This window comes from Streptomyces endophytica (genome assembly GCF_026153355.1).
GTDB lineage: Bacteria > Actinomycetota > Actinomycetes > Streptomycetales > Streptomycetaceae > Streptomyces > Streptomyces endophytica.
The window spans coordinates 2,968,360-2,993,390 of record NZ_CP110636.1; the positions used below are offsets into that span (position 1 = coordinate 2,968,360).

Annotated in this window: 14 protein-coding genes and 5 pseudogenes; 6 read left to right on the forward strand and 13 right to left on the reverse strand. The window is 73.3% G+C overall.

The features are described from left to right. Nucleotides 1-17: 17 nt before the first annotated feature. Entirely contained in the window at nucleotides 18-821 is an 804-nt protein-coding gene (locus tag OJ254_RS13400; RefSeq protein WP_265365141.1) for an ABC transporter ATP-binding protein, read from the reverse strand. Between the two features lie 4 nt (nucleotides 822-825). Further along, a pseudogene (locus OJ254_RS13405) lies at nucleotides 826-1,766 on the reverse strand (ABC transporter permease). Between the two features lie 137 nt (nucleotides 1,767-1,903). On the opposite strand from OJ254_RS13405, the pseudogene OJ254_RS13410 reads away from it, so the two are divergent. Continuing rightward, nucleotides 1,904-2,528, forward strand: a pseudogene (locus OJ254_RS13410) (TetR/AcrR family transcriptional regulator). Between the two features lie 389 nt (nucleotides 2,529-2,917). Here the strand turns inward: OJ254_RS13410 and OJ254_RS13415 are convergent. After that, nucleotides 2,918-5,194, reverse strand: a complete 2,277-nt coding sequence (locus OJ254_RS13415; RefSeq protein WP_265362513.1) for a bifunctional glycosyltransferase/CDP-glycerol:glycerophosphate glycerophosphotransferase — start codon at nucleotides 5,192-5,194, stop codon at nucleotides 2,918-2,920. A 238-nt stretch (nucleotides 5,195-5,432) separates the two neighbouring features. Here OJ254_RS13415 and OJ254_RS13420 point away from each other — a divergent pair, with 238 nt between their 5' ends. Further along, nucleotides 5,433-7,640, forward strand: coding sequence for a PIG-L family deacetylase (locus OJ254_RS13420; protein WP_265362514.1), 2,208 nt, complete (start codon nucleotides 5,433-5,435; stop codon nucleotides 7,638-7,640). Here OJ254_RS13420 and OJ254_RS13425 read toward each other — a convergent pair. From OJ254_RS13425 to OJ254_RS13435, 3 genes and pseudogenes are all read right to left on the reverse strand, one after another. Further along, nucleotides 7,598-8,068, reverse strand: coding sequence for a GtrA family protein (locus OJ254_RS13425; RefSeq protein ID WP_265362515.1), 471 nt, complete (start codon nucleotides 8,066-8,068; stop codon nucleotides 7,598-7,600). The two genes, OJ254_RS13420 and OJ254_RS13425, sit on opposite strands and share 43 nt — an antisense overlap. Continuing rightward, nucleotides 8,068-9,053: pseudogene (locus OJ254_RS13430) on the reverse strand (glycosyltransferase family 2 protein). The gene OJ254_RS13425 and the pseudogene OJ254_RS13430 overlap by 1 nt, the downstream one beginning before the upstream one ends. After that, on the reverse strand, nucleotides 9,050-11,701 hold the full coding sequence (locus OJ254_RS13435; RefSeq protein WP_265362516.1) for a YfhO family protein: 2,652 nt from the start codon (nucleotides 11,699-11,701) through the stop codon (nucleotides 9,050-9,052). Before OJ254_RS13435 ends, OJ254_RS13430 begins: the two are co-directional and overlap by 4 nt. Before the next feature lie 120 nt (nucleotides 11,702-11,821). Between OJ254_RS13435 and OJ254_RS13440 the strand changes: the two are divergent. The 3 genes and pseudogenes from OJ254_RS13440 to OJ254_RS13450 all read left to right on the forward strand — a co-directional run. Beyond that, nucleotides 11,822-11,992 (forward strand): annotated as a pseudogene (locus tag OJ254_RS13440) (glycosyltransferase family 2 protein); the annotation flags it as partial. A gap of 79 nt (nucleotides 11,993-12,071) precedes the next feature. Next, complete coding sequence (locus OJ254_RS13445) at nucleotides 12,072-12,929, forward strand: glycosyltransferase family 2 protein (protein WP_265365142.1); 858 nt, start codon at nucleotides 12,072-12,074, stop codon at nucleotides 12,927-12,929. A 479-nt stretch (nucleotides 12,930-13,408) separates the two neighbouring features. Further along, nucleotides 13,409-13,687 (forward strand): DUF1876 domain-containing protein, encoded by a 279-nt coding sequence (locus OJ254_RS13450; protein WP_265365143.1) that lies wholly within the window; start codon nucleotides 13,409-13,411, stop codon nucleotides 13,685-13,687. Between the two features lie 74 nt (nucleotides 13,688-13,761). Here the strand turns inward: OJ254_RS13450 and galE are convergent, their stop codons facing one another. The 4 genes from galE to OJ254_RS13470 all read right to left on the reverse strand — a co-directional run bounded on the left by galE (nucleotide 13,762) and on the right by OJ254_RS13470 (nucleotide 20,262). Continuing rightward, a complete protein-coding gene (gene galE / locus OJ254_RS13455; protein ID WP_265362517.1) occupies nucleotides 13,762-14,739 on the reverse strand; it encodes a UDP-glucose 4-epimerase GalE in 978 nt (325 codons plus the stop codon). Nucleotides 14,740-14,780: 41 nt separating this feature from the next. Continuing rightward, nucleotides 14,781-16,439 carry a glycosyltransferase family 2 protein gene (locus OJ254_RS13460; RefSeq protein WP_265362518.1) on the reverse strand — a complete coding sequence of 553 codons (1,659 nt, stop codon included), beginning with the start codon at nucleotides 16,437-16,439 and terminating at the stop codon, nucleotides 14,781-14,783. Between the two features lie 272 nt (nucleotides 16,440-16,711). Next, complete coding sequence (locus tag OJ254_RS13465; protein ID WP_265365144.1) at nucleotides 16,712-18,811, reverse strand: CDP-glycerol glycerophosphotransferase family protein; 2,100 nt, start codon at nucleotides 18,809-18,811, stop codon at nucleotides 16,712-16,714. Then, complete coding sequence (locus OJ254_RS13470; RefSeq protein ID WP_265362519.1) at nucleotides 18,718-20,262, reverse strand: glycosyltransferase family 2 protein; 1,545 nt, start codon at nucleotides 20,260-20,262, stop codon at nucleotides 18,718-18,720. Before OJ254_RS13470 ends, OJ254_RS13465 begins: the two co-directional genes overlap by 94 nt. Nucleotides 20,263-20,529: 267 nt before the next feature. Here OJ254_RS13470 and OJ254_RS13475 point away from each other — a divergent pair, with 267 nt between their 5' ends. Further along, nucleotides 20,530-21,213: a class I SAM-dependent methyltransferase gene (locus tag OJ254_RS13475; protein WP_265362520.1), complete on the forward strand. Its 684-nt coding sequence runs from the start codon at nucleotides 20,530-20,532 to the stop codon at nucleotides 21,211-21,213. Nucleotides 21,214-21,311: 98 nt separating this feature from the next. Here the strand turns inward: OJ254_RS13475 and OJ254_RS13480 are convergent, their stop codons facing one another. The 3 genes and pseudogenes from OJ254_RS13480 to OJ254_RS13490 all read right to left on the reverse strand — a co-directional run bounded on the left by OJ254_RS13480 (nucleotide 21,312) and on the right by OJ254_RS13490 (nucleotide 24,840). Beyond that, a complete protein-coding gene (locus tag OJ254_RS13480) occupies nucleotides 21,312-22,277 on the reverse strand; it encodes a class I SAM-dependent methyltransferase (protein ID WP_265362521.1) in 966 nt (321 codons plus the stop codon). Between the two features lie 372 nt (nucleotides 22,278-22,649). Beyond that, on the reverse strand, nucleotides 22,650-23,561 hold the full coding sequence (locus OJ254_RS13485; protein WP_265362522.1) for a carbohydrate ABC transporter permease: 912 nt from the start codon (nucleotides 23,559-23,561) through the stop codon (nucleotides 22,650-22,652). Continuing rightward, nucleotides 23,558-24,840 (reverse strand): annotated as a pseudogene (locus tag OJ254_RS13490) (carbohydrate ABC transporter permease). The gene OJ254_RS13485 and the pseudogene OJ254_RS13490 overlap by 4 nt, the downstream one beginning before the upstream one ends. Nucleotides 24,841-25,031 lie beyond the last annotated feature (191 nt).

Consider the following 25,031-nt stretch of genomic DNA (forward strand, 5'->3'; position numbering starts at 1 on the left):
CCCGCTTACGGAGCGGGCTACTTGCCGGTCTGTGCTTCGTAGGCCTCGATGACCTCGTCGGTGGGGCCGTCCATCAGCAGCTCGCCGCGTTCCAGCCACAGCACGCGGTCGCAGGTGTCGCGGATGGACTTGTTGTTGTGGCTGACCAGGAAGACCGTGCCGGCCTCCTTGCGCAGCTCGCGGATCCGGGCCTCGGAGCGCTTCTGGAACGCCCGGTCGCCGGTGGCCAGCGCCTCGTCGATCATCAGCACGTCGTGGTCCTTGGCCGCGGCGATGGAGAACCGCAGCCGGGCCGCCATACCCGAGGAGTACGTGCGCATCGGCAGGGAGATGAAGTCGCCCTTCTCGTTGATGCCGGAGAAGTCGACGATCCCGTCGTAGCGCTCCCGGATCTGCTCGCGCGACATGCCCATGGCCAGACCGCCGAGGACGACGTTCTTCTCGCCGGTCAGGTCGTTCATCAGGGCCGCGTTCACGCCCAGCAGGGAGGGCTGGCCGTGCGTGTAGACCTTGCCGCGCTCGGCCGGCAGCAGACCGGCGACCGCCTTGAGCAGGGTGGACTTGCCCGAGCCGTTCGAGCCGATCAGGCCGATCGACTCCCCGCGGTAGGCGGTGAAGGAGACGCCCTTGACCGCGTGGACCTCGCGCACGCCGGTGGAGGGCTTGCGGCGGACGATGCGGTTCAGCGCCGCGGTGGCGCTGCCCTTGCCCGCGCCCGTGCCGTAGACGCGGTAGACGATGTGCAGATCGTCCGCGATCACGGTCGGGATCCGTTCCTGGGCGGCCGCCGTGGGCCGCACGCCGTTGATCTCTTCCGTCATGACCTCAGCCACGTCCGTACCGCTCCTCAGCCTTCCAGAAGTACACATAGCCGCCGATACCGGCCACCAGCGCCCAGCCGGCCGCGAACGCCCAGACGTGCGGCGGCAGTTGCTTCGCGGTGAAGCTGTCGATCAGCGCGAAGCGCATCAGGTCGATGTAGACCGCCGCCGGTTGGCGTTGAGCAGGAGCTCCACGATCTTCGGGAGGTGCTTGCCCTGGAGGATCACGCTGATGCTGAACATCACGCCGGACGCGTACATCCACGTCCGCATCACGAAGGGCATCAGCTGCGCCAGGTCCGGGGTCCGGGAGCCGAGGCGGGCCATCACCATCGCCAGACCCGTGTTGAACACGAACTGCAGGGTCAGCGCCGGCAGGACGAGCAGCCATGACCAGGTCGGCAGCTGTCCGAAGCACAGCAGGATGACCGCCAGCACGCCCATGGAGAACAGCAGTTGCTGCAGCTGCGCCAGGCAGAACGAGATCGGCAGGCAGGCCCGCGGGAAGTGCAGGGCGCGCACCAGGCCCAGGTTGCCGGAGATCGCCCGGGTGCCGGTCATCACCGAGTTCTGCAGGAAGGTGAAGATGAAGACGCCGGTCACCAGGAACGGGATGAAGTCCGGGACGTGCTTCCTCGTGTCGAGCAGCACACCGAAGATCAAGTAGTAGACGGCGGCGTTGAGCAGCGGGGTGATCACCTGCCAGAGCTGCCCGAGCTTGGCGGTGGTGTACATCGCGGTGAGCCGGGCGGTGGCGAACGAGGTGATGAAGTGCCGCCGCTGCCACAGCTGACGGGTGTACTCCGTCAGCGAGGGCCGGGCACCGCTCACCGTGAGGCCGTGGCGTTCGGCCAGCGCGCGCAGCTCGGGGTCGGGGGCGGTGCCGGTGCCGGCGTCGGGCACCCGTGCCGGGGCCGGGGCCGGGGGAGTGAGGGTCTGGGGCATGGGGCCGCTTTCGCTTGCGTACGGGGGCCGCAGAAACGGAGTGCGACGACGGAACGGGTCCGTATCGTCGCGACGCCGACACTAAAGGGAGCTCGCGTCGAAACGCAACCGTAGCGTCGTGACGCTAGGCTCAAGCCATGGCAAAGAACGGCAACGGGAACGACCCCGCGGCGGGCCGGCGCGCCCCGGCGGGCGCCGCGGTACTGCGCGAGGACAAGACCGAGGCGATCCGGGCGGCGGTCTTCGAGGAGCTGGCGGCGGTGGGCTTCGCCCGGATGTCGATCGAGGGCATCGCCCGCCGGGCGGGCGTCGGGAAGACCGCCGTCTACCGGCGGTGGCGCTCCAAGCTGCACCTCGTCCTGGACGTGGTCTCCGCGGTGGCCGCCGCGGGCCTGCCGACCCCGGACACCGGGTCGCTGCGCGGGGGACGTACGGATGCTGCTGGAGGTCGCGGCCCGGGCGCTGCGGCACCCGATGGCGTCGCAGATCATCCCGGACCTGCTGGCGGAGGCGGCGCGCAGCCCGGAGCTGGCGACCGCGCTGCGGGCGGCGCTGCACGACAGCCAGGAGGGCGTCGCGGCCGCGGTGGTGGCCAGCGCGGTGGCGCGCGGCGAGCTGCCGCAGGACGTGGACACCCGCCTCGCGCTGGACCTGCTGACCGGCCCGCTGTACTGGCGGCTGCTGGTCGTACGCGACGAGCTGCCCAAGGGCTACCTCGACGCCCTGGCGGGCTCGGTGGCGGCGGCGCTCGGGGCGGAGTGAGTGGAGCCGGCGGGGGAGGCGGGGCGGGGTGGGGGAATTACCTAGGGCGGGGGCGAACGGATCCCGTAGGGGTCGCGAGGGCCCCCTGCGGGGCCACAACCGGGGGACGCGGGGCGGTATTCCCGCGGGAAACGTCGAGGATGCCAGAAGGGGCGGCGGCGCTCGGGCGGAGTGACGCTCGGGCGGAGTGAGCGGAGCCGGCGCCCCCCGTGTACGTACGCCACTGCCCCCGGCCGGAACGACGGCCGGGGGCAGTGGTGTCTGTGCCCGGGGTGTGCGGCGTCGGCCGGGGCCTCAGCCCGCCATCTCGACGTCCGAGGCGCCCGACGGGCCCGAGGTGCCCGATCCGGCCGCGGCGTCGTCCGCCGACGTGCGCGGGGCGGGGAGCTTCACCAGGCCGGCCGCGGCGGCCGCGGTGCGGGGGCCGGGGCCACGGTGCGCTCCTCCTGCGGCAGCGGCTCGGGGGCCGTCTCCTGGCCGAGGAAGACCCGGCGGACCACGCGCTCGGCGGCGTGCCCGTCGTCCCACTGGCAGAACCGCGCACGGAACGCGGCGCGCAGCTCGGTGGCCCGCTCGTCGTCCCAGCGGCCGCTGCGGAAGGCGTCGATCAGCTCGTCCTCGGTGGTGGCGAGCACGCCCGGGGTGTCGCCCGGCTTGCCCGAGAGCAGGTCGAAGGTGACGCCGCGGGAGCGGACGTAGGTGTCCCAGTCGTCGGTGTAGTTGATGATCGGCCGGTCGAGGTTGGCGTAGTCGAACATGATCGACGAGTAGTCGGTGACCAGGGCGTCGGCGGCCAGGCACAGTTCCTCGACGACCGGGTGGCCGGAGACGTCGATGATCGCGCCGCGCTCCTGCAGCTCCTGGAGGCGGGTGTCCTGGTCGTAGAAGTAGTGGGTGCGCACCAGCAGGACGAAGTCCTCACCGAGCTCGCGGGAGATCTTCTCCAGGTCCAGCCGCGGCACGTAGCCGACCTGGTAGTCGCGCATGGTCGGGGCGTACAGGACCGCCGTCTTGCCGGGGGCGACGCCCAGGCGCTCGCGGATGTCCAGGACGTCCTGGGCGCTCGCCCGGTAGTAGACGTCGTTGCGGGGGTAACCGGCGTCCAGCGACTCGAAGTTGCAGGGGTAGACCCGCTCCCACTGCTCGGTGGTGTGCTGGTTGGAGGAGAGCGAGTAGTCCCAGCGGTCGGCGCGGGCCAGCAGCTTGCGGAAGCTCATGCCCTTGGCGGCGGCCGGGTAGCGCTTCTGGTCGACGCCCATCGACTTCAGCGGGGTGCCGTGGTGGGTCTGGAGGTGGACCTGCCCCTCGCGCTTGACCACGCCGTCCGCGAAGTTCACGTTGTTGACGAGGTACTTGGCGCGGGCCATGACCTCCCAGTAGCGCGGCGAGTTCAGCACGACGTGGTCGACGCCGGCCGGTATCTCGCCGGAGTCGACCAGCTGCTGCTTGACGACCCACACGCCGTGGACGTGCGGGGCGAGCTCCTTGGCCTTCTCGTAGATCGCCAGCGGGTTGCAGGCCGGCAGCCGGTTCCAGTACGCGGAGTAGACCGCGAGGTTCTCGTCCAGCGGCTGCCGCAGCAGGGCCTGGTAGCGCAGGTCCATGGCCTTCTTCTTGGCCTGGCGGACCTTCTTGCCGGCGTGCTTGCGGACCGTGCGCTGCACCTTGCCGGCGACCTTGAGGCCGGCCAGCGCCGGGTAGGCGTCCTTGGCGAGCAGCGCGTACTTGCCGCCGGCCACCCCGGCGGGCCGGACGAAGCCGGCCGGCAGCCGCCGGCGGTAGTCGCGGGCGGCGCGGTGGAAGAACTCGGCGGTGGCGTTCTGCGGCAGCCGGCCCGGCTTGTCCAGCACCGTCAGGTAGTGGTCGATCATCTTGCGGAACATGTGCGGGCGCCAGCGCGACAGCTCCGGGTGGGCGTCGAGGTAGGCGAAGACCCGGTCGTACTGGTCGAAGACGTCGAAGTGCTTGCGGCTGGTGGTGCGCAGGATGTTGCCGCCCTGCCGGCGCTGGCGGTAGTGCAGACAGACCCGGTCGAGGACCGCGATGGACCGCGCGGTGATCAGCGTGCAGAACGTCCAGGGGGCGTCCTCGTAGTAGCCGACCGGGAAGGTGAAGCCGTGCTCCTCGATGAAGTCGCGGCGGTAGGCCTTGTTCCAGACGATCTGCAGCAGGTCGAGGATCTCGGGGCGCTCGGCGAGGGTGAAGCTGGGCGCGCCGGCCTCGTCGAGCCGGTCGGCGAGGAGGTTGCGGCGGACCGAGCTGTCCCAGTAGGTCCGGGCGTAGTCGAAGATCAGGATCTCCGGGCTGCCGGTCGTGTCCAGCCGCTCCGCCAGCGCACCGAGCGCGCCGGGCACGAGGGTGTCGTCGCTGTCGAGGAAGAGGACGTACTCGCCGCGGACCTTTTCCAGGCCGGCGTTGCGGGCCAGACCCAGGCCGACGTTCTCCGGCAGGTGCAGGACCTCTACGCGCTCGTCGCGGGCGGCGTACTCGTCGAGGATGGCGCCGCTGCGGTCCGGCGAGCAGTCGTCGACGGCGATCACCTCGAAGTCCGTGAAGTCCTGCGCCAGCACCGAGTCCATGCACTCGCGCAGGAAGCCCTGCACTCTGAACACGGGCACGATGATGCTGAAGCGGGGTACGACGGGGTCGAGGACTGTCTCGGACATGCGGTGCTTACTCCTCGTGACGAGCTGAGTACAGAACGCAAAAAAGCCCCAAAGGGGTTCTATGCATTGTCGACCCTCCTGACCGCCGTTCACCCGAAAAGGTTGTTGTTCGTAACCTGAAAGTTCTGTGGCGCTCATCACGGATGCACGTAAGTGGCGACTTTTCGGGCGGGTGGAATGCGCCCCGGTCACCGCTTTCGGACGAGCGGTCCGTCCCGGCCCACCGAATACTGAGGATGTGTCACCGCCGCGCCCGCCCCGTGTCACCCGCCGCTGGCTGCTCCAGCTCACCGGCGGCGGGCTGCTCGCCGCGGCGGCGGGCACCGGCGTCTGGGCCCACGTCGCGGACGAGGGCCCCCGGACGGGCGAACCGGCCGGCTCCGGGCCGCTCCTGGTCGACCCGGCGGACCAGTCCTTCCTGCACGTCATCGCCCATCCGGACGACGGCCTGTACTTCATGAACCCCGACCTGGAGCAGGCCGTCCGCGCCGGGGCCCGCTCGGTCACCGTCTGCCTCACGGGCGGCGAGTCCGACGGACACAACGTCAGCAGGCACGCCGCGTACGCCGATCGGGTCCCCAGGAACCGGCCCGCCTTCGCCCGGGCCCGCACCAACGGACTGCGTGCCGCGCACGCCGAGATGGCCCTCGGCGACCCCGCCGCCCCGTGGCACCTGACCGCGATATCCCTGCTCCCCGACGTCCAGGCCGAACTGCACACCCTCCAGGCCGCCCCGAATCAGCAGTTGCTGTTCCTGGAACTGGTGGAGGCCCGGGCGGTCTGGCAGGCCCGCGCCACCAGCCTGCGCGGCCTGTGGCTCGGCGCCACGCCCTTCCTGCCCACCCTGCGCCCGGCCGGCTCACCCGTACGGCACCAGTTCCTCTACAGCCGCGCCCAGGTCGTCGCGGCCCTGGTGGCGGTGCTCGACCGGGCCCGCCCCACGGTGGTGCGCACCCTGGACCCCAACGCGGTGCACTCCCGCAAGCGGCCGCCGGCCGGCCCGGACCGCGACCCCCGGCTGGCCGGGCTGCGCTACTACGACCACCAGGACCACACCGCCTCCGCCTACTTCGCGCAGGCCGCGCTGGCCGCCTACCTGGCCCGTGGGGGCCGCCCGCCCATCGTCGAGAACTACCTCGGCTACGAGGCGTCCGCGCTGCCCAACGACGTCGACCTGAAGGCCGCCCGGCGCAAGGCCCGGCTGCTGTCGGTGTACGGCTGGGCCGACCACCGCCGCTGCGGCGACCCGGCCGGCTGCGGTGACCGCAAGGTCGGCGGCTCGGCGCTGGACGGCGGCTCCCGCGACTGGACCCGCTCCACCCGGCTGCGCGCCCCCGGCTCCAACGCCTGGCTCCGGCCCGCGCAGGACGGCCGGCTGGCGGCCTTCGCGGTGCTCGGCGGCACCGCGTACTGCTGGGCCGAGACCCGCCCCGGCAGCGGCCGGTTCGGGGCACCGGTGCCGGCCGGCGGCGCGATGCTGCAGGGGCAGATCCACGCGGTGCGCCGCCCCGACGGGCCGCTGCAGCTGTTCGCCTCGCGCACGGTGCTGCCGGGCCGCACCGCCGTGCACCGCCGCGAGCTGATGACCGCGGCCCAGCGCGGCACCGCCCCGGACGGCACGCCGCTGTTCGGCCGCTGGGAGTCGCTGGGCTCACCGGACCCGGATCCGGAGCGTTCGCTGGAGATCGGCTTCCCGGCGGCGGTGGCCGCCCCGGACGGCACGGTGCACGTCTTCGTCCGCACCTGGGACGGCAACATCGCGCACCGCGCCGGCCCCGGCGGCACGGGCTTCACGCGGTGGGAGCGGCTGGAGGGCACGGTCAGCACCCTGAAGGCGTCCCCGCAGGTCGTCGACGGGCTGGACGCCTGTGTGGACTCCGACGGGCTGCTCCACGTGGTCGCGCCGGGCATCGGCACGGTGGCGCACTGGGTGTCGAAGGAGCCTGGGCAGATACCGCGGCCGGCCGCGGCCACCGGGCTGCCGCAGCCGGGCGGCCCGGTCAGTCTCGTCCCGCTGGCCGACGGCGTGGTGCGGGCCGTCTACCGCCGCTCGGTCACCGCGCAGGTGCTGATCGCCGAGCGGCACCGGCGGATCGGCGGCTGGCGGGTGGCGGCGCAGTGCGCGCCGGTCGGCGGCTACGGGCGGGTGGCGGCGGCCCCGGTGGGCAGCGGGGACCGGATGGTCGTCGCGGCCCGGGACGACACCGGCGAGGTGCGGGTGGCGATGGCCCAGGACGCCCCCAAGCCGTGGCAGCCGGGCCGGGTGTCGCACTCCGCGGCGGCCGGGGTCGCGCAGGACGCCGCCGGGCGGGCGGTGGTGGTGGTGCTGGGCACCGACGGCCGGCTGTACGCGGCCCGGCAGACGTCGGTGGGGCAGACCGCGCTGTTCGGCGCCTGGCGGCCTCAGAGCGGGTCGCCGGAGCGGACCGGTGACGCCCCGGCCTGACCGGCGGTACCGCGTACGGCCCCGGCTGCCGTGCCGGACCGGGCGGGCGGCCGCAGGATCCGCCGCGAGACCAGATAGCCGGCCGGCAGCGCGAAGGCGGCGGCGGCCAGCGGCGCCAGCGCGCTGTTCATCCCGCACCAGCCGACCAGCGCCACCAGCCCGGCGCTCTGCATGCCGTAGTTGGTGACCTGGGTCAGCGGGAACAGCAGGAACTTCCGCCAGCTCGGGCGGGTGCGGTAGGTGAAGTAGGTGTTGAGCAGGAACGAGCCGGTCATGCTCAGCGCGAAGGCGAGGCTGTAGGCGGCGAAGTACGGCAGCAGGCGGTGCAGCGGCAGGTAACAGGCGTAGAACGTCGCGGTGTTGACTCCGCCGACGACGGCGAAGCGCACCGGCTGGGCCCAGCCCCCGCCCGCGGACCGGCCGGCCATCAGCCGGCCTGCGACCCGGCGGTGGCGGCGTCCGCGGGCCCGGCGGCGGCGCTCAGCGCGGCCTCGGCGGCGTTGCCCTCCTTGACCAGGTAGTGCGGGCGCCGCTTGGCCTCGTGGTAGATCCGGCCGATGTACTCGCCGATCAGCCCGAGCATCACCATCTGCAGCCCGCCCAGGCCCACGATGATCGCCACCAGCGTCACATAGCCGGGCGCGGTGACCCCGCCGACGACGGCCGCCGCGACGATCCACAGGGTGTAGAGCGCGGCGAGCCCGGCCAGGCCGAGACCGGCGTAGATGGCCAGCCGCAGCGGCCGGCTGTTGAAGGAGAGCATCCCGTCGATGCCGTAGTTGACCAGCGCGCCGAGCCGCCACTTGGTCTCGCCGGCCTCCCGGACCGCGTTGCGGTAGTCGAAGGTGACGGTGTCGAAGCCGATCCAGGAGAACAGGCCCTTGGAGAAGCGGTTGTACTCCGGCAGTGCCAGCAGCGCGTCCACAGCCTTGCGCGACAGCAGCCGGAAGTCCCCGACGCCGTCGGCGAGTTCGACGTCGACCCAGGTGTTGACGGCCCGGTAGTAGCAGCGGCTCAGCGCGGACCGCAGCCGCCGCTCGCCGTCCCGGCTGCGCCGCGCGACGACCTGGTCGTGCCCCAGCTGGTAGAGGTCGAGCATCTTCTCGATGAGGTCCGGCGGATGCTGCAGGTCGGCGTCCATCAGGATCACCGCGTCGCCGGTGGCCGCCCGCAGCCGGCCAGCATGGCGGGCTCCTTGCCGAAGTTGCGGCTGAACGACAGGTAGCGGGTGGTGCCCCGGTGCTGCTGGGCCAGGCCGCGCAGCCGGGCCAGGGTGCCGTCGGTGCTGCCGTCGTCGACGTAGCACAGCTCGTGGGCGACGCCGAGGCGGGCGAGGACCGCCCGGACCGCCTCGTCGAAGCGGGCCAGCACGGCCTCCTCGTTGTAGCAGGGGACGACGATGGAGAGCTTCATCCGCGGGTCTCCTTGGTGGTGCGACGCCGGGACCGGCCGCGGCCCCGTAGCTGGCCCCCCACCGCCACCGCGCCGGCCGCCAGCCCGGCCGCGCCGCTCGCCGCCAGCCCCGCACGCAGGCCCGGCGGCAGGTACGTGCAGGTCAGCCGGGTCGCCCCGGGCCGCAGCGGTACCGCCAGCAGCCCGCCGTGCGAGGCCGGCGCGCGCCGCGGCCCGCCGTCCACCGCACAGCCCCACCCCGCGACGGCCGGCAGCGCCAGCACCGCGTGCCCCCGGCTGCCGCGCGGCAGCCGGGCGGTCAGCCGGTGCCCGCCCGCGGTCAGCGCCACCGGCCCGCGCAGCGCGCGCACCGCCCGGTCCAGCGCGCCCGGCGGCAGACAGCCCAGCGGGCGCGCGGGCAGCCACTGGCTGCCCCGGCCGATGAACCGCACCGCGACCGTCCCGTCGTCCGGCACCCGCCCCAGCACCCGCACCGGGTTGGCGGTGGTGTCCGCCCGGCCGATGCCCTTGGTGCGGGCGCCCAGCCCGCTGACCTGGCCCCAGAACCAGGGCGCGTACCAGACCACGGTGCCGCCGCGGGTGCAGCGGGCGGTGAAGGTGGTGCCCGCGCCGTTCGGGCCGGCCAGGGGCGTGGCCGCGGCGGGCAGCGCGGACGGCGGCAGCAGCCAGCCGCCGCGTCCGCGCACCGGCGCGGTGCCCGCGGTGGGTGTCAGCTCCGGCACCTCGTAGACGGCCGCGCCCAGCACCCGTTCCTGGCGCGCGAACACGCTCTCCGGGCCGCGCGGCGGGGCCGCCAGGCGGCCGCGCACGGTCAGCAGCGGGGCCGGCGCCGGGCGGGCGCGGTCCACGGTGAAGTGGCCGCGGGGGTCCTGCGGCGCGGGGAGCAGCGAACTGCCGACGCCCATCAGGGCCCGGCCCACCGGGTCCTCGAAGCTGAGGGTGTGACGGCCCCTCATGTACCAGCCGGCGCCCAGGTCCCGCAGGGCGCGGGCGGTGGCCGCGGGCACGTAACTGCTGTAGTAGGCGCCGCCCTCACCGCCGAGCAGCAGCGGGTCGTTGTTGGCGAACTCGTGCGGCCCCGGGTCGGTGCGCGAGCGCGGCCAGTCGTCGCGGGCGGCGAGGCCGGCGCGGGCCGCCAGGGACGCCCGGGTCATGGTGATCTTGGGCCGGAACCAGGCGATCTTGCCCCGTACGGCCGTCACCGAGAACACCGTGTACGACGAGGTGAGCAGCACCGTGCCGGCCAGTGCCGCGGTGAGCGCGGTCCGCGGGCCGGTCCGGGGGCCGGCGGTGGGCAGCACCGCCAGCGCGGTCAGCGCCGCCAGGGCCGCGGTGCCGCCGCCGGCCACCAGGATCCAGGTCGCCGCACCGACCGCCCCCTGGTCCCGGCACGCCCACGCCAGCAGCGCCACCAGCGCCCCGCCGGCGGCCAGTTCGCCGGCCCGGGGCCGGTGCGCCAGCGCCAGCCAGGAGATCATCACGAGGATCCCGCTGAGCACGAACGCGGCCCGGTACGGGCTGCCGTTGGGCAGCGCCAGCCCGTGCCACAGCAGGATCGTCGGCCGCCAGACGAACGAGACGGCCACCCCCAGTGCCAGCGCGTACCAGGCGAGGCGGGCCCGCACCGGCACCGCCCGGACGAACGGGAAGGCGGCGACCAGCAGCAGCCCCGGCACGCCGATGAAGATGTTGGGCGTGGGCACCCCGCCGTGGCCGCCGGGCAGCAGCTGCGCCAGCTGGTACAGCACGGGGGGCCGCGCCTCGTAGGAGACCGGGGGAGCGGGCTGGGCCGCCCGGCTGGCCCGGAGGGTGACGGTCAGGACGGGCGCGGCGAGCCCGATCCCGGCCAGCGTCGCCGTCACCGCCCGGCCGGCCGCCCGCAGCCGCGCGCCCGGCGGCATCCCGGCCGCCGTGCCCAGCCGCACCGCCAGCACCAGCCCGGTCGCCAGGGTGGCCATCGCCGCCGTGTAGAAGTTGCCCGCCCAGGCCAGCGCGACCAGCAGCGTCCCGGCCACCCAGCGGGTGCGCCGCAGGCACCAGTCCGCGGCGATCCCCAGCAGCGGCAGCGCCACCGGCCCCCACATCCACATCGGGTCCGCGGCACCGTCGTTCAGCACCCAGGCGCACAGCGCGTAGCCCACCGACAAAAGCGCCCGCAGCGTCCCGGAGCCGGGGTGCAGCCGGCCGAGGAGGACGGTCATCAGGGCGGCGGCCAGGCCGATGCTGCACAGCGTGACCAGGAAGACCGGAAGGTCCGCCGCCGCGCGCGGGAAGAGGCCGACGAGCAGCGAGAACGGGTTCATCAGATACGTGAGGAAGTCCGCGAGGAACGGCACCCCGTATCCGCTGCTCCAGTTGAAGAACAGATCGCCGGCGGCCTGGCCGTGCAGCAGGTCCCAGAGCCGGGCGTGGAACGGCACGAACTGATTGCCGAGGTCGTTGACGGCGCGCGAGCGCGGCCCGAACGGGTAGCTGCCGTACACGGCCAGCCCCAGGCAGTACGCCACCGTGGACAGCGCCGCCGCCGTCCAGGGGGCGGTCCACCGTCGTGGCGGCCGGTCCGCCGCCGGGCGGTCCCCTCCGGGCAGCGGCCGGGCAACCTCCCGGGGCCGGAGCGCCTCTTGGGGGGTGGCGGGCGTCGGAGCCACCGGCACTCCTCCACGGTCGGCGAACGTTCAGTCAACGTTATATGTCTTAATAGTCTGTTTTGCCTCGCTGGAGTACTGCGTATGCCGAGGGACACCGAGGACAACCCCCGCACCACACCGATGACCCGCGCCACCCCGGCCGTCTCGGTGATCGTGCCCGTCCACAACACGCTGCCCTACCTCGACCGCTGCCTCGGCTCCGTCTTCGCGCAGACCCTCGACCCGCACCGCATCGAGATCATCGCCGTCGACGACGGCTCCACCGACGGCAGCACCGAGTGGCTCACCGACGCCGCCCGCCGCAACCCCCGCCTCACCGTCGTCCGCCAGCACGCCTCCGGCGGCGCCGGCAAACCCCGCAAACACCGGCCTGGACCGCGCCACCGGCGACTACGTCTTCTTCCTCGACTCCGACGACCGCCTCGGCCCCGAAGCCCTCGACCGCCTCACCCGCATGGCCCAGACCCACGGCTCCGACGTCGTCTACGGCCGCATCGTCGGCGCCGACGGCCGCGCCGCCCCGGTCGACCTGCGCACCACCAGCCCCGCCGTCTCCGTCTTCGACTCGCCCGTCTACTGGTCCCTGGCCGCCTACAAACTCTTCCGCCGCGCCTTCCTCGAAACCCACCGGCTGCGCTTCGTCGAGGGCCGCCTGCTCGGCGAGGACCTCCCCTTCGGCATCGAAGCGCTGCTGCGCGCCCGCACCGTCTCCGTCCTCGCCGACTACGACTGCTACTACCTCCACGGCCGCGCCGACGACAGCAACGCCAGCCGCCAGGACGTCGACTGGCCCGACTACCTCCACTACATCGGCGACGTCCTCGACACCGTCGCCGCCGAGGTCCCGCCCGGCCCCGACCGCGACAAACTGATGACGCGTCACTTCCACGGCGAGATCCTCATGCCCTTCGGCCCCGCCTACCTCGCCCGCACCCCCGCCGGCCGGCACCGGATGACGGCCGCCGCCCGCCCCTCGTCCGCCGCTACCTCACCGACCGCATACGCACCGCCCTGCCGCCCCGCCTCCGGCTGCGCGCCCACTGCCTCGACGCCGGCGACGACGACGCACTGGCCGCCGTCGTCCGCGCCGACACCGGACCCGTCCCCACCCAGGTCGACCCCGACGGCCGGGTCCACGCCCGCTACCCGTACTTCCGCGACCCGCACCACCCGCTGCCCGACGCCTGCTACGACCTCACCGACCGGGTCGTCCTGCGCCAGCGGCTGACCGGCCGCCACTGGACCGGCACCGTCCTCCGCCTGGCCGGCACCGCCGCCCTGCCGCACCTCGACACCACCGCGGTCACCCTCGTCCTGCACCGCGCCGGCGCCACCCACCACCTCCCCGCCCACTACGCGGACGGCCACTGGCAGGCGGAACTCGACCCGGCCACCGCCGCCGGCGGCGCGCCCCTCGCCGACGGCATCTGGGGCCTCAAGATCGCCGTCACCGGACACGGCACCACCACGGACGGCGCCCCGGGCCCCGCCGTCCACCGTGCGGCCTGGCTCGTCCCCGAAACCCCGTTGTCCGCCGCCGACCTCGCCCCGCCCCCTGCCGCCCGGCCCGGCCACCGCCGCCCTGTTCCTCTCCCGCCCGCACGGCCACCTCCACCTGCGGCTGACCGCCCCGGAATGAGCCGCCACACCGTGCACCCGCCGCCCGGCGGGAGCACTCTGGTAGGAGCGGTTCCGGAGGTGATGGTGATGCTGCAGACAGCTGTCGGATGGCACGTCGAGATGGAATTCGAGGAGGACAACCACCGCACGCGCGCGGCCGCCCTCGTGCGGCTCCCGGACGGCACCGAGGTCCGGTCCCACGGGTACGCCAGCCGCCACCCCGCCGACTCCAACCAGCCGCGGGTCGGCGAGGAGGTCGCCGGGGCCAGGGCACTCAACGAACTGGCGATGAAACTGCTGACCAAGGCCCACGACGAGATCGACGAGGCGTCCGGGCGGACGTCGTATCCGCTGACCACCCGCTGACCGCCCCGACCGGCCGGGACCCGCGGGCCGGCCGGGCCCCGCCGACCGGGCGGGACCCGCCGGCCCGCCCGGGGTCAGGCCTCCGGGTGGTGGTGGCGCCAGCCCGCCCACGCCGACGTGACCATGTCCCGCACGTCGTGCCGGGCCTTCCAGCCCAGCTCCGCGCCGATCCGGTCGGCGGCCGCCACCACCCGCGCCGGGTCACCCGGCCGGCGCGGCGTCACCTCGGGCGTCACGCCCTCGTACCCGGTGACCTCCGCGATCAGACGGATCAGCTCGCGCACCGAAACGCCCTCGCCGCGCCCGATGTTCAGGGTCAGGTCCCGCACCGGGCCCGGCCCGGCGAGCTTCCGGGCCGCCGCCACATGCGCCTCGGCGAGATCGGCGACATGGATGTAGTCGCGGATGCAGGTGCCGTCCGGCGTGTCGTAGTCGTCACCGAAGATCCGCGGCGCGGCACCCGCCGTCAGCCGCTCGAACACCATCGGCACGATGTTGAAGACGCCCGTGTCGGCCAGCTCCGGGGCGGCCGCACCGGCCACGTTGAAGTACCGCAGACAGGCCGTGGAGATGCCGTGCGCCTTCCCCACCGCCCGCGCCATCCACTCCCCGACCAGCTTCGTCTCCCCGTACGGGTTGATCGGCAGGCACGGGGTGTCCTCGGTCACCAGCTCCACGTCCGGCATGCCGTACACCGCCGCCGACGACGAGAACACCAGCCGGGCCACGCCGCCCGCCGCCATCGCCTCCAGCAGCGTCTGCAGCCCGTGCACGTTCTCCCGGTAGTACAGCAGCGGCATCTCGACGGACTCGCCGACCTGCTTCTTCGCCGCCAGATGCACCACATCGGTCACGCCGTGCTCGGCGATCGCCGTGTCCAGCACCGCCCGGTCGAGCGTGGAGCCGACGACCAGCGGCACGTCGTCGGGAATCCGGGCGGCCACGCCCGTCGTCAGGTCGTCCAGCACGACGACCCGCTCGCCCGCCTGCCGCAGGGCCCGTACGACATGGGAGCCGATGTAACCGGCACCACCCGTGATCAAGTAAGACATGACGCCCATCCTAGGAGCGAGGAAGTCGGACAACGACAAGGTCAGCGGCGCAGCCGGCGCGCCGCGATCCGCCAGACGCTGCGCAGCCCCGACGCCACCCGCAGCGACAGCGCACCGCCCGTCGTCGCGTACGGCTGCACCAGCAGCACCGTGTGCCGCCGGCTCGGCAGCACCCGCCGCCGCAGCCCCGGCCCGGTCGCCCGCAGCGCGGCCCGGAAACCCGCCCCGTCGGCACAGCTGACCCGCGCCATCAGGTCCCACGGCTCCGGATCGGCCGCCGCCCTGCCGGTCCCCTCGGTCAGCGCCTCCAGGTCCAGCACGACCTCCGCCGTCCAGCACACCGCCGCACTCCCCGAGGCGCCCGCGGCCGCCCGGGTCAGGGTCGCGGTGTGCACCGGGCCCCGCCGGTCGTCCCGGCGCCGCCGCAGCTCCACATCGATGCTCTCCGGGCCCGCCGCCGCCAGCCGCCCGTACAGGTCGTGCACCCGCAGCCGCAGCACACTGCGGCCGCCCACCGACGGCTCCGCGTCGATCGTCACCGGCAGCCGGCCTATCGGCTTCGTGCCCAGCGCGTCCAGCTCCACCTCGGGCAGGTCCGGCGACCACACCGCCCGCCCGCCGGACTCCGCGTACGGCGGCAGCAGCCGCCCCGGACGGCTCGCCAGCTGCGTGATCCGGTCCAGGTCCCGCGGCGCCGGCGACGCCAGCACCACCCGCGCCAGCCACCGCGACGGCGCCCGCGCCGCCCGCAGCGCCGCCTCGTCGAAACCCCCCAGGTACTCCCGGGTCAGCCGCCACCACTCCGCCCGGTAGTCCGCACCACGGGTGTGCAGCTCCCGCACGTACATCCGCAGATCATGATCGAGGAACTTGGTGGCCGCCGCCTGCGCCAGCACCGGCGACCCCGCCTCCCGGAAGATCTCCACACTCGCCCGGTGCGCCGCGATCCGCGCCTCCCAGTTCGCGACGTCCTTGCGGTTCAGCGAGATCGACTGCCGCGCCGCCGACCGGCGCACATGCCAGACGTAGACGCTGTCCGGCACCGTCGCGATCCGCGGCGCCGCCGCCAGCACCTGCGCGGTGAACACGAAGTCCTCGTACGTGAACCGGCCCTCGGGGAACGCGATCGCGTGCTTCGCCAGGAACTCCCGCTCGTACAGCTTGTTCACGCACAGCGTGTCCCGCACCAGCTGCGGACTGGCCTCCGCCGGCTCGTGCACCGCCGCCTCCCGGTACAGACCCGGCTGCCACGGCACGTCCCGCCGCGCCGGCAGCTCCCGCCGCACGCACGCACCCGACACCACCGGCGCGTCGTACCGCAGCGCCGCCGACAGCAGCGCCCGCACCGCACCCGGCGGCAGCACGTCGTCACTGTCCAGGAACATCACGAACCGGCCCGTCGCGGCCCGCAGACCCTCGTTACGGGGCGTGCCGCAGCCGCCGCTGTTCTCACTGCGGTGGATCACCCGCAGCCGCGGCTCGGTACGGGCCAGATCGTCCAGGGCGGCACCGGTGCCGTCGGTGGAGGCGTCGTTCACCGCGATCACCTCGGTGACCGTGTCACCGGGAACCTCCTGAGCGAGCGCGGAACGCACCGCATCACCGACATGGCCGGCATCGTTGAACGCGATGACGACGATGCTGACCTGCGCGGAGGGCGTGATGGTGGGCCCCGGCAGCTGCTCAGGGGCTTCTTTCACAGTCACTAAATCTACATTTCGTGTCGACAGCATCTCTTGGCGCGAGCGGGATCCGAACCCATATCCGATGGGTCAGAGGGCGAAACCCGCCGAGCGGTTGCACTCCTCGCCCCGCTTTTCCGCCGTATTGCCGTCTCGTGACCGGGCAGAGCACCGGGCTCGGGTGCGCAAGGACCCGACAGCCCGCCGCGGACCCCTGCACATGCTGTAACGACGCGAATGGCGTGCGATGCCGATCCGCGCGCCATCACCTTGCCGCGGACCGGCAACCCTCACCGCTCCATCACGTCCGCGACCCGCCCCGCCGCACCACCGTCGTCCCGGTGGCAGAACACCTCCCGGAAATCCGCGTACGCCTCCGCACTCGCCGCGGCCACCGCCTCCAGATCACCCAGCGCCTCCACCAGCTCACCCGTCGACGACAACAACGGCCCCGGCACCCGCGCCTCGAAATCCAGCGTGAACCCCCGCAGCGCGTCCCGGTAATGCGGCAGATCCGGCGTCAGGAACAACATCGGCCGGCCGGTGTTCGCGAAATCCACCGCCAGCGACGAGTAGTCCGTCACCAGCACGTCCGCCACCAGCAGCAACTCCATCGCGTCCGGATACGCCGACACGTCCACCGCGAACGGCGCATGGTGCCCCGGAAGCCGGTCCGCGACCAGCGGATGCCCCCGCACCAGCAGCACATGCCCGTCCCCCAGCTCCCGCCGCGCCAGATCGACGTCCAGCGCCAGCGGCAACCGGTGGTGCCGCGCGTCGTACGCCACGTCGTCCCGCGGCGTCGGCGCGTACAGCACCACCCGCCGGCCGGGCTCCAGCCCCAGCCGCTCCCGCACCGCCGCCGCCCGCAGCTCCCGGTCCGCCGCGAACAGCACATCCGTCCGCGGCAGCCCCGTCTCCAGCACCCGCCCCGCGAACCCCAGCGCCGACCGCAGCACCGCGGAGCTGTGCCCGTTCGGCGACAGCAGCACGCTCCACTGCCGGCTCACCCGCGGCCGCGGCGCCAGATGCGCCAGCCCCGCACACAGCGTCCCCGCCAGATCCGCACCGATCCGCTTCAGCGGCGTACCGTGCCACGTCTGCACGATCCGCTGACCGCCCCGCCGCGTGAACCACCACGGCAGATGCGTGTTCGTCACCACCCACCGGCTGTGCGCCAGCGCCCCGTGCCACTCCGCGCTGCCCACCACCACCGCCCGCGCCGTCCCCGGCACCGTCGACTGCGCGTCCCGCACCGCCCACAGATGCTCCACGTCCATCCCCCGGCGCACCAGCTCCTCATGCACCGCCCGCGGCGAATCCCCGTACGACCGGCCACCGAAACTGCTGTACAGCACCGTGTCCCGCAGCGGACGCGAACGGTGCAGCACATAGTGCTGCTCCCGCAGCAACCGCCGCCGGTACGGGCCCCGGTCCGCGGCCGGCACCGCCGGCCCCGCCACCACCAGCAGCTCATCGCCCCGGTGCCGGTCCACCACCAGCGGCTTCCCCCGGACCGTGCACGACGCCGGCAGCCCGTCCAGCACCCGCGGCGCCAGCCGCACCGGCGCGTCCAGCGGCGACCCCACCGCCCCCCGCTCCCGCAGGTGCAGCGACCAGCCGCCCTCCCGCAGCGGCACCGGCCCGGCCAGCGACGGCAACGCCCCCAGCGGCAGCCGCCCGTGGAACCGGCCCTCGTCGTGCGTCACCGGAAACGTCAGCTCCGCCGCATGCACCCCGTGCTTCAGCACCAGCTCCGTGGCGTGCGGCGCCGCCGCCGGCAACCCGCCCGCCACCAGCAGCGTCCCGTCCGACCGCCACAGCACCCGGTCCGCATACGGCTGCGGCGTCCGGTCGTGCAGCACCAGATCCCCCGCCGGACCGGCCGCCACCACCAGCTCCCGGCCGTGCGGCAGCGGATACCCCACCGGCTCCAGCGCCGGATCACACGCCACCCGGTCCGTGGCGCCGTCCGGCAGCACCAGCTCCGCCAGCCAGCTCTCCGTATGCGCCGGCGGGATCAGCGCCGGCGCCCCGTCCCGCGGCGGACGCGCCGCCGCCACCGCCTCCGCCAGCACCCGGAACGTCACCTCACCGCCCTCCGCGGGCTCCGTCCCCGCCGGGAACGACACCACCGTGCCCGTCCCCTGATGCGTCAGCCGCAGCCCCGACGGCACCGGCCCCGGCGCCCGCACCGACACCTGAAGCGCACCGGCCGCCACCGACCGGTGCCCCGCCAGCCACCGCGTCCGCCGCGCCACCGACAGCCGCAGCCGCCCGTCCTCGTACCACGGCGTCACCCGCACCACGCCCCGCGGCCCCTCGTCCGCCACCTCGCACACCACCGGCGCCGCCCCCGAACCCGCCTCCGGCGCCTCCGGCGACGCCATCCGCACCCCGCTCGCCGACGCCAGCACCAGCCCGACCGACCAGTCCCCTCCTCCCACCGCCCGCCCCGCCGCAACCGCGCCGGATCCACCCGCAGCTCGAACCCCGACCAGTCGTAACAGTGCAGCTCCTGCCCCGACTCCGCGGTCGCCTCCGGCATCGCCACCGTCCGCAGCGGCAGCACGATCCGCCGCCGCCCGCACGACAGCACCGCCGTCCGCACCCCCACCGTGTGCCGGTGCGCCGCGTCCACGTTCCGCACGTACGCGTGCCCCCGCAGCACCAGCACCCCGTCCCGCCACACCGCCTCCCGCACCCGCGCACACACCGGGAAGTCCTCCCGGCCCAGCCGCGTCACGCCCGGCGGCAACTCCAGCGGCGGACTCACCGGCACCACCGCCCGCCGCCGCAACGGCGGCCCCGCCACCGCGAACCCCGCCGGATTCCGCGCCTCGTGCCGCAGCAACGTCAGCAGATCCGCCGCCCGCCCCGCCCGCACCAGATACCACCGCATCCGCAACTCCACCGGCAGCTCCGGGAACACCCGCGGATCCACCCCCGCCAGGAAGTCCCGCGCACAGTCCAGGAACGCCGTCCGGGTCTCCGGCGCCGCCCCCGGCAGCGCCGCCACCAGATCCGCCAGCCCCTCCGTCAGCTGGAACCGGTCGTAATCCCGCCGGTACGCGTGCAACTGCGGCCGCGCCGCGTCACCCAGGAACCGCCGGATCGCCGCCACCGCCGCGAACCGGTCCCGCACCCCCCGCGGATCCGGCCGCCGGTGCCGCGCCGCACCCTCCGGCAGCCGCCAGTAACACACGTGCTCCCGCAGCACGTCCACCGCGCCGGCCAGGAAATGCGCCGGCACCGTCACCGCCTCGTCCAGGCACCACTCGCCCTCCGGGAAGGCGAAACCGTGCCGGTCCCAGAACTCCCGGCGGAACACCTTGTTCCGGGCGAAGGAATCCGCCAGCAGCGTCAGATCCTCCGTCACATGCGTCCCCAGCACCGTCTGCCGGCCCGCCGGATGACGCGCCGACTGACTCCGCCCCGCCGCCCCCAGCCGGTACACATTGCCCGTCGCCAGATCCGCCCCCGACCGGTCCAGCAACCCCACCAGATCCTCGTATGCCCGCGGCAGCAGCACATCGTCCGCGTCCAGGAACGCCAGATAACCGGTGTGCGGAAAAGCGTGCCGGGCACCGGCGTTCCGCGCCGCACCGCACCCCGGCACCTCACCGCCCGCCAGATGCACGATCCGGAACCGCGGATCCCGCTCCGCGGCGGCATGCGCCACAGCAGAAGACGGGCCCCCACCCGCGGGCCCGCCCTCCACCAGCACCACATCCAGTTCCGCCAGCGTCTGCGCCGCCACCGACGCCAGGCACTCCTCCAGATTCCCCTCCGCCCCCGCACCACGAGGAACCGGGACGACGACGGTGAGCCGGGGCTTCATAGACGGACCACGCCCTTCCTGTCTCTTGTGGGCGTTCAACTCACCACCGGCGGCACGGTCACCGGATCTGCGCTGAAAGGGTGAGCCCCCGCCCGCGGCCGCACCACCCGCCCGCACCCCACCGCCCGCCCGGAGACCTTCCGCCCACCGGGTCGGCGCGCCGCCGCCACCCCGCCCCGGCCCATGCCGTAGACCCGAAGCCGTACACCCGTCGCGCAGCGTTACGGCGCCCCCGCGCCGCGTCCCAGGGAAGGTGACCGCGTCCCGATGCCCGGCCGAACCGACAGCCCCGCCCCCACCGACAGCCCGGATGCCCAACCACCCACCGGCGAACCCCGCACCCCCCGCACCCCCGCCCCACCGCACCGCCCCGCCGCCTCCACCGCCCGCCTCCCCGCCGAACCCAGCCGCCCCGGCCTCGCCCGCCTGCTACCCGCCCACACCCCCTACCGCCGGCAACTACGGCGCATCGGCGCCGGCCGCGTCCTGGAAATCGGCTGCGGCGACGGCGACACCCTCGCCGGCTGCACCCCCGGCAGCGTCGGCATCGACCACGACCCCGACGCCGTCGCCCGCTGCCGCACCCGCGGCCTGACCGCCTACACCCCCGACGCCTTCCTCGCCGGCCCGCACGCCCGCCCCGGCGCCTTCGACGCCCTCCTCACCGCCCACGTCCTCCAGCACCTCGACGACGAACAGGCCGAAGAACTCCTCCGCGCCTACGTCCCCTACGTACGGCCCGGCGGCGGCGTCCTCCTCATCACCCCCCAGGAAGCCGGCCACCGCACCGGCCCCCCACCCGTCCGCTTCACCGACTTCACCCTGCTGCGCGCCTTCGCCGCCACCGCCGGCCTCACCGTCCGCCGCACCTACTCCCACCCCCTGCCCCGCCCCGCCGGGATGCTGCTGCGCCCCAACGTGTTCGTCCTGGTGGGGCAGGTACCGCGGTAGGGACGGGCAGGTACCCGGGGCACGGGCGCCGGCGCACACGAAAGCCGGGGCGGGCCGCCCTCACGGCAGCCCGCCCCGGCCCTTCGACCAGTGAACGCCTAGCGCCCCCGCGCCCGCTTACGGGCCTTCACGAGCGCCCGCGCCACGATCGGCGGCAGCACCTCCCGCGCCACCTTCCGCACCGTCGCCCGCGTCGGCACCGGCGCCCGCCGCCCCGCCCGCACCGCCGGCCCGGACGGCACCGCCGCCTCAGGGCGCACCGCACCCGCCGCGGCCGCCGCCGGCGCCGCACGGTGCCGCGACACCGGCTGCACCGGCTCCTTCGCACCCTTCGCGCTCAACCGCACCAGCGGCGCCCCGTTCACGTACTGCACCTCGTGCCAGATGTCACCGCGCTCCGCGATCCACCCCACCAGCGCCTTCTGGAGCGGCTCCGGATCACCCCATGTCCCGTAGAACTTCGTGCCCGTGATGCAGATCGGCCGCAGCCCCTCATTGGCGACCGCCTGCCACGTCGCCGCCGCCACCCCCGGACAGTGCTCCGCGCGGTAGTCGTCCAGCACCACCACACCACTGCCGGTCAGCAACTCCCGCACCGCCAGGATGTCCCCGTGCACATGCTCGTACAGATGCGACGCGTCGATGTGCGCGAACCGCACCGAGCCCTTCTCGACGTGCTCGCTGACGATCGAACTCAGCCCCTGCACGATGGTCGGCAACTCATCATGGAACGACAGGTAGTTGGCCTCGAAAGCCCGCCGCGTCAGCGACGCGTACGACTTCTTCATCTCCTTGGAGTTCGACGCGTCCTCGGCCGGCGAATCGAAGAGATCGCAGACCGTGAAGCGCTCCCCGGCGCCCAGCCGCGCCCCGAGGAAAATCGCGCTCTTGCCCATGTACGCGCCCAGTTCGAGCAGATCACCCGACTCGGAACGCGCCTGCTGATACGCCAGGAACCAGTCGAACAGCAGCTGATCGGCAGTGAAGAACCAGCCTTTCACCTCGGACAACCGGACAGGGCGCGGGAGTTGCTCGGCACTCTGGTCTGCGGTGGGGGCAGTCATGTGCGGTCCGTCTCCAGACGGTCGGGAACGTAGGCGGAATGCAACAGGCAAAGCGATGTGGGGGGACACATACGGACGCATACGGAGTGTGGAGTTATACGGAGTGTGCAGTTATGAACACGCCCGGGCCCCGGTATGGGCGGCGCACGGGCCCCGCCCACGCAGGGGCGGGCACACCCTCGTCCGGCACGGAGAACGCACCGGCACCGCTACGCAGTCTCCACGACGGAGCCCCGTCGCACCATGCGTTTCACGGCAGTGACCGACATCGTAGGGGGACGGACATGAACGCGGGATAACAACGGCACGACCCGCAAACCACCCCGTACGCCGTACGGCACACGGCCCCCGTCCCGCCGCGCCCACCACCCCTCACTTCACCGCGCCCGCCATCACCCCGGACACGAACTGCCGCTGGAACGCGAAGAAAACGATCAACGGCACCACCATCGACAGAAACGCCCCCGGCGCCAGCACATCGATGTTGTTCCCGAACTGCCGCACCTCCTGCTGCAACGCCACCGTGATCGGCGGACTCCCACTGTCCGCGAAGATCAACGCCACCAGCATGTCGTTCCACACCCACAGGAACTGGAAGATCCCCAACGACGCGATCGCCGGACCCCCCAACGGCAACACCACCCGCGTGAACAGCCGCAGCTCACCCGCCCCGTCCAGCCGCGCCGCCTCCAACAACTCCCGGGGGATCTCCGCGAAGAAATTCCGCAACAGGAACACCGCGAACGGCAACCCGAACGCCGTGTGGAAAAGGATCACCCCCGCCGTCGTCTCGAACAGCCCCACCGCCCCGAACAACTTCGCCACCGGAATCAGCGCCACCTGCACCGGCACCACCAGCAACCCCACCACCACCAGGAACCAGCCGTCCCGGCCCGCAAAATCCATCCACGCGAACGCATAACCCGCCAGCGCCCCGATCACCACCACCAGCACCGTCGCCGGCACCGTGATCTCCGCCGTCGTCAGCAGCGAACCCATCACCTTGCCGTTCGACAACAACCGGCCGTAATTGTCGAACGTGATCTGCGCCGGCTCCGCGAACACCCGCCACCAGCCCGACTCACCGATCCGCTGCGGACTGCGCAACGACGACAACAACAACCCCACCGACGGCATCAACCAGAACAACGCCACCAGCACCAGGAACACACGCACCGCACCACCACCGGCCCGCGCCACCAGCCGCGCCGCCAAAGACGGCCGCACCCGCCCCACCACACCCGCCCCGCCACCGGCCCGGGCGACCCCCTCCACCGCGGTCATCGACGACGCTCCTTCCGTATCCGCCGGAGATTCACCCACATCACCGGCAGCACGAGCAGCAGCAGGAACACCGCGATCGCACTGCCCAGCCCCTCATTGACATCCGTCCCGAACGACGACTGGAACAACTGCAACGCCAGCACATTCGCCGACCGCAGACTCGACCCGGCGCGATGATGTACACCAGGTCGAAGATCTTCAGCACATTGATCATCAGCGTCACCAGCACCACCACCAGCACCGGCGCCAGCAACGGCACCGTGACCCGGCGGAACACCTGCCACTCACCCGCCCCGTCCACCCGCGCCGCCTCCAACAACTCCCGCGGCACCCCCGCCAGCCCCGCCGCGATCAACACCATCGCGAAACCCGCCCACATCCACACATACGCCCCGATGATCGCCGGAGTCACCAACGCCGGCCCCAGCCACTCCACCCCGCCGTACGCCGCCGCGAAATTCCCCGCCGGCAACCGCAACCGCGCCCCGTCCGCCGCCCCACCCGGCAACACGAATGTCCCGTCCGCCGCCGTCCGCGCCGACGCCACCACCCGGCCGCCCCGCACCGCCTCCACGGTCACCCCGGCCAGCCCCTTCTCCGGCCCGTCGACCACATTCGGCCGGCCCCCACCACCCCGCGTGAAATCCAGCCACACCGTCCCCGTCACACTCCCCGGCCGCGCCACCGCACCCGCCGCCGGCCGCGCACCCCGCACATCGTCCTGCTGCACCGCCACCAACGGCAGCATCACCACCGACCCCGCACGCACCACCGACCCCGTACTGAACGCCCCGCCCCCCGACGGCCGCAGCACCCCGTTCGGCCGCGGCCTCGCCCCCGGGAACGGCGCCGGCTCCGCGAACGTGTCATGCACCCCCACCCACACCGCGTTGGCCACCCCACGCTCCGGATTCTGGTCGTACACCAGCCGGAAAATGATCCCCGCCGCCAGCATCGAAATCGCCATCGGCATGAAAACGACCAGCTTGAACGCCGTACCCCAACGCACCCGCTCCGTCAGCACCGCGAAGATCAACCCCAGCGCCGTCGACACCGTCGGCGCCACCACCACCCACACCACGTTGTTCCGCAACGCGGTACGAATCCCGTCGTCCGCGAACAACGCCCCGTAATTCCCCAACCCCACGAACCCGTCACCGGACGCATCGAACAGACTCCGGTACACGGAAAACCCGATGGGATACACCACCAGCGCACCCAACAACACCAACGCCGGCAACAAGAACCCGGCAGCCACCCACCGCCGCGTCCCCGTCACACGCCGCCCACCACTGACGGTCGCCGTACTGCTACTGACTTCCGCGGACCTGCTGCTGCTCATCGTGACAATCCCCCGGCACAGGCGAAACGGCACAGGAAACAAGGGCAATGGAGCCAAGAACGGCAATGGAGCCAAGAAGGGCAAGGGAGCTGAGAGGTACAGGAAAAGAGCGGGAAAGAGGGGAGAGG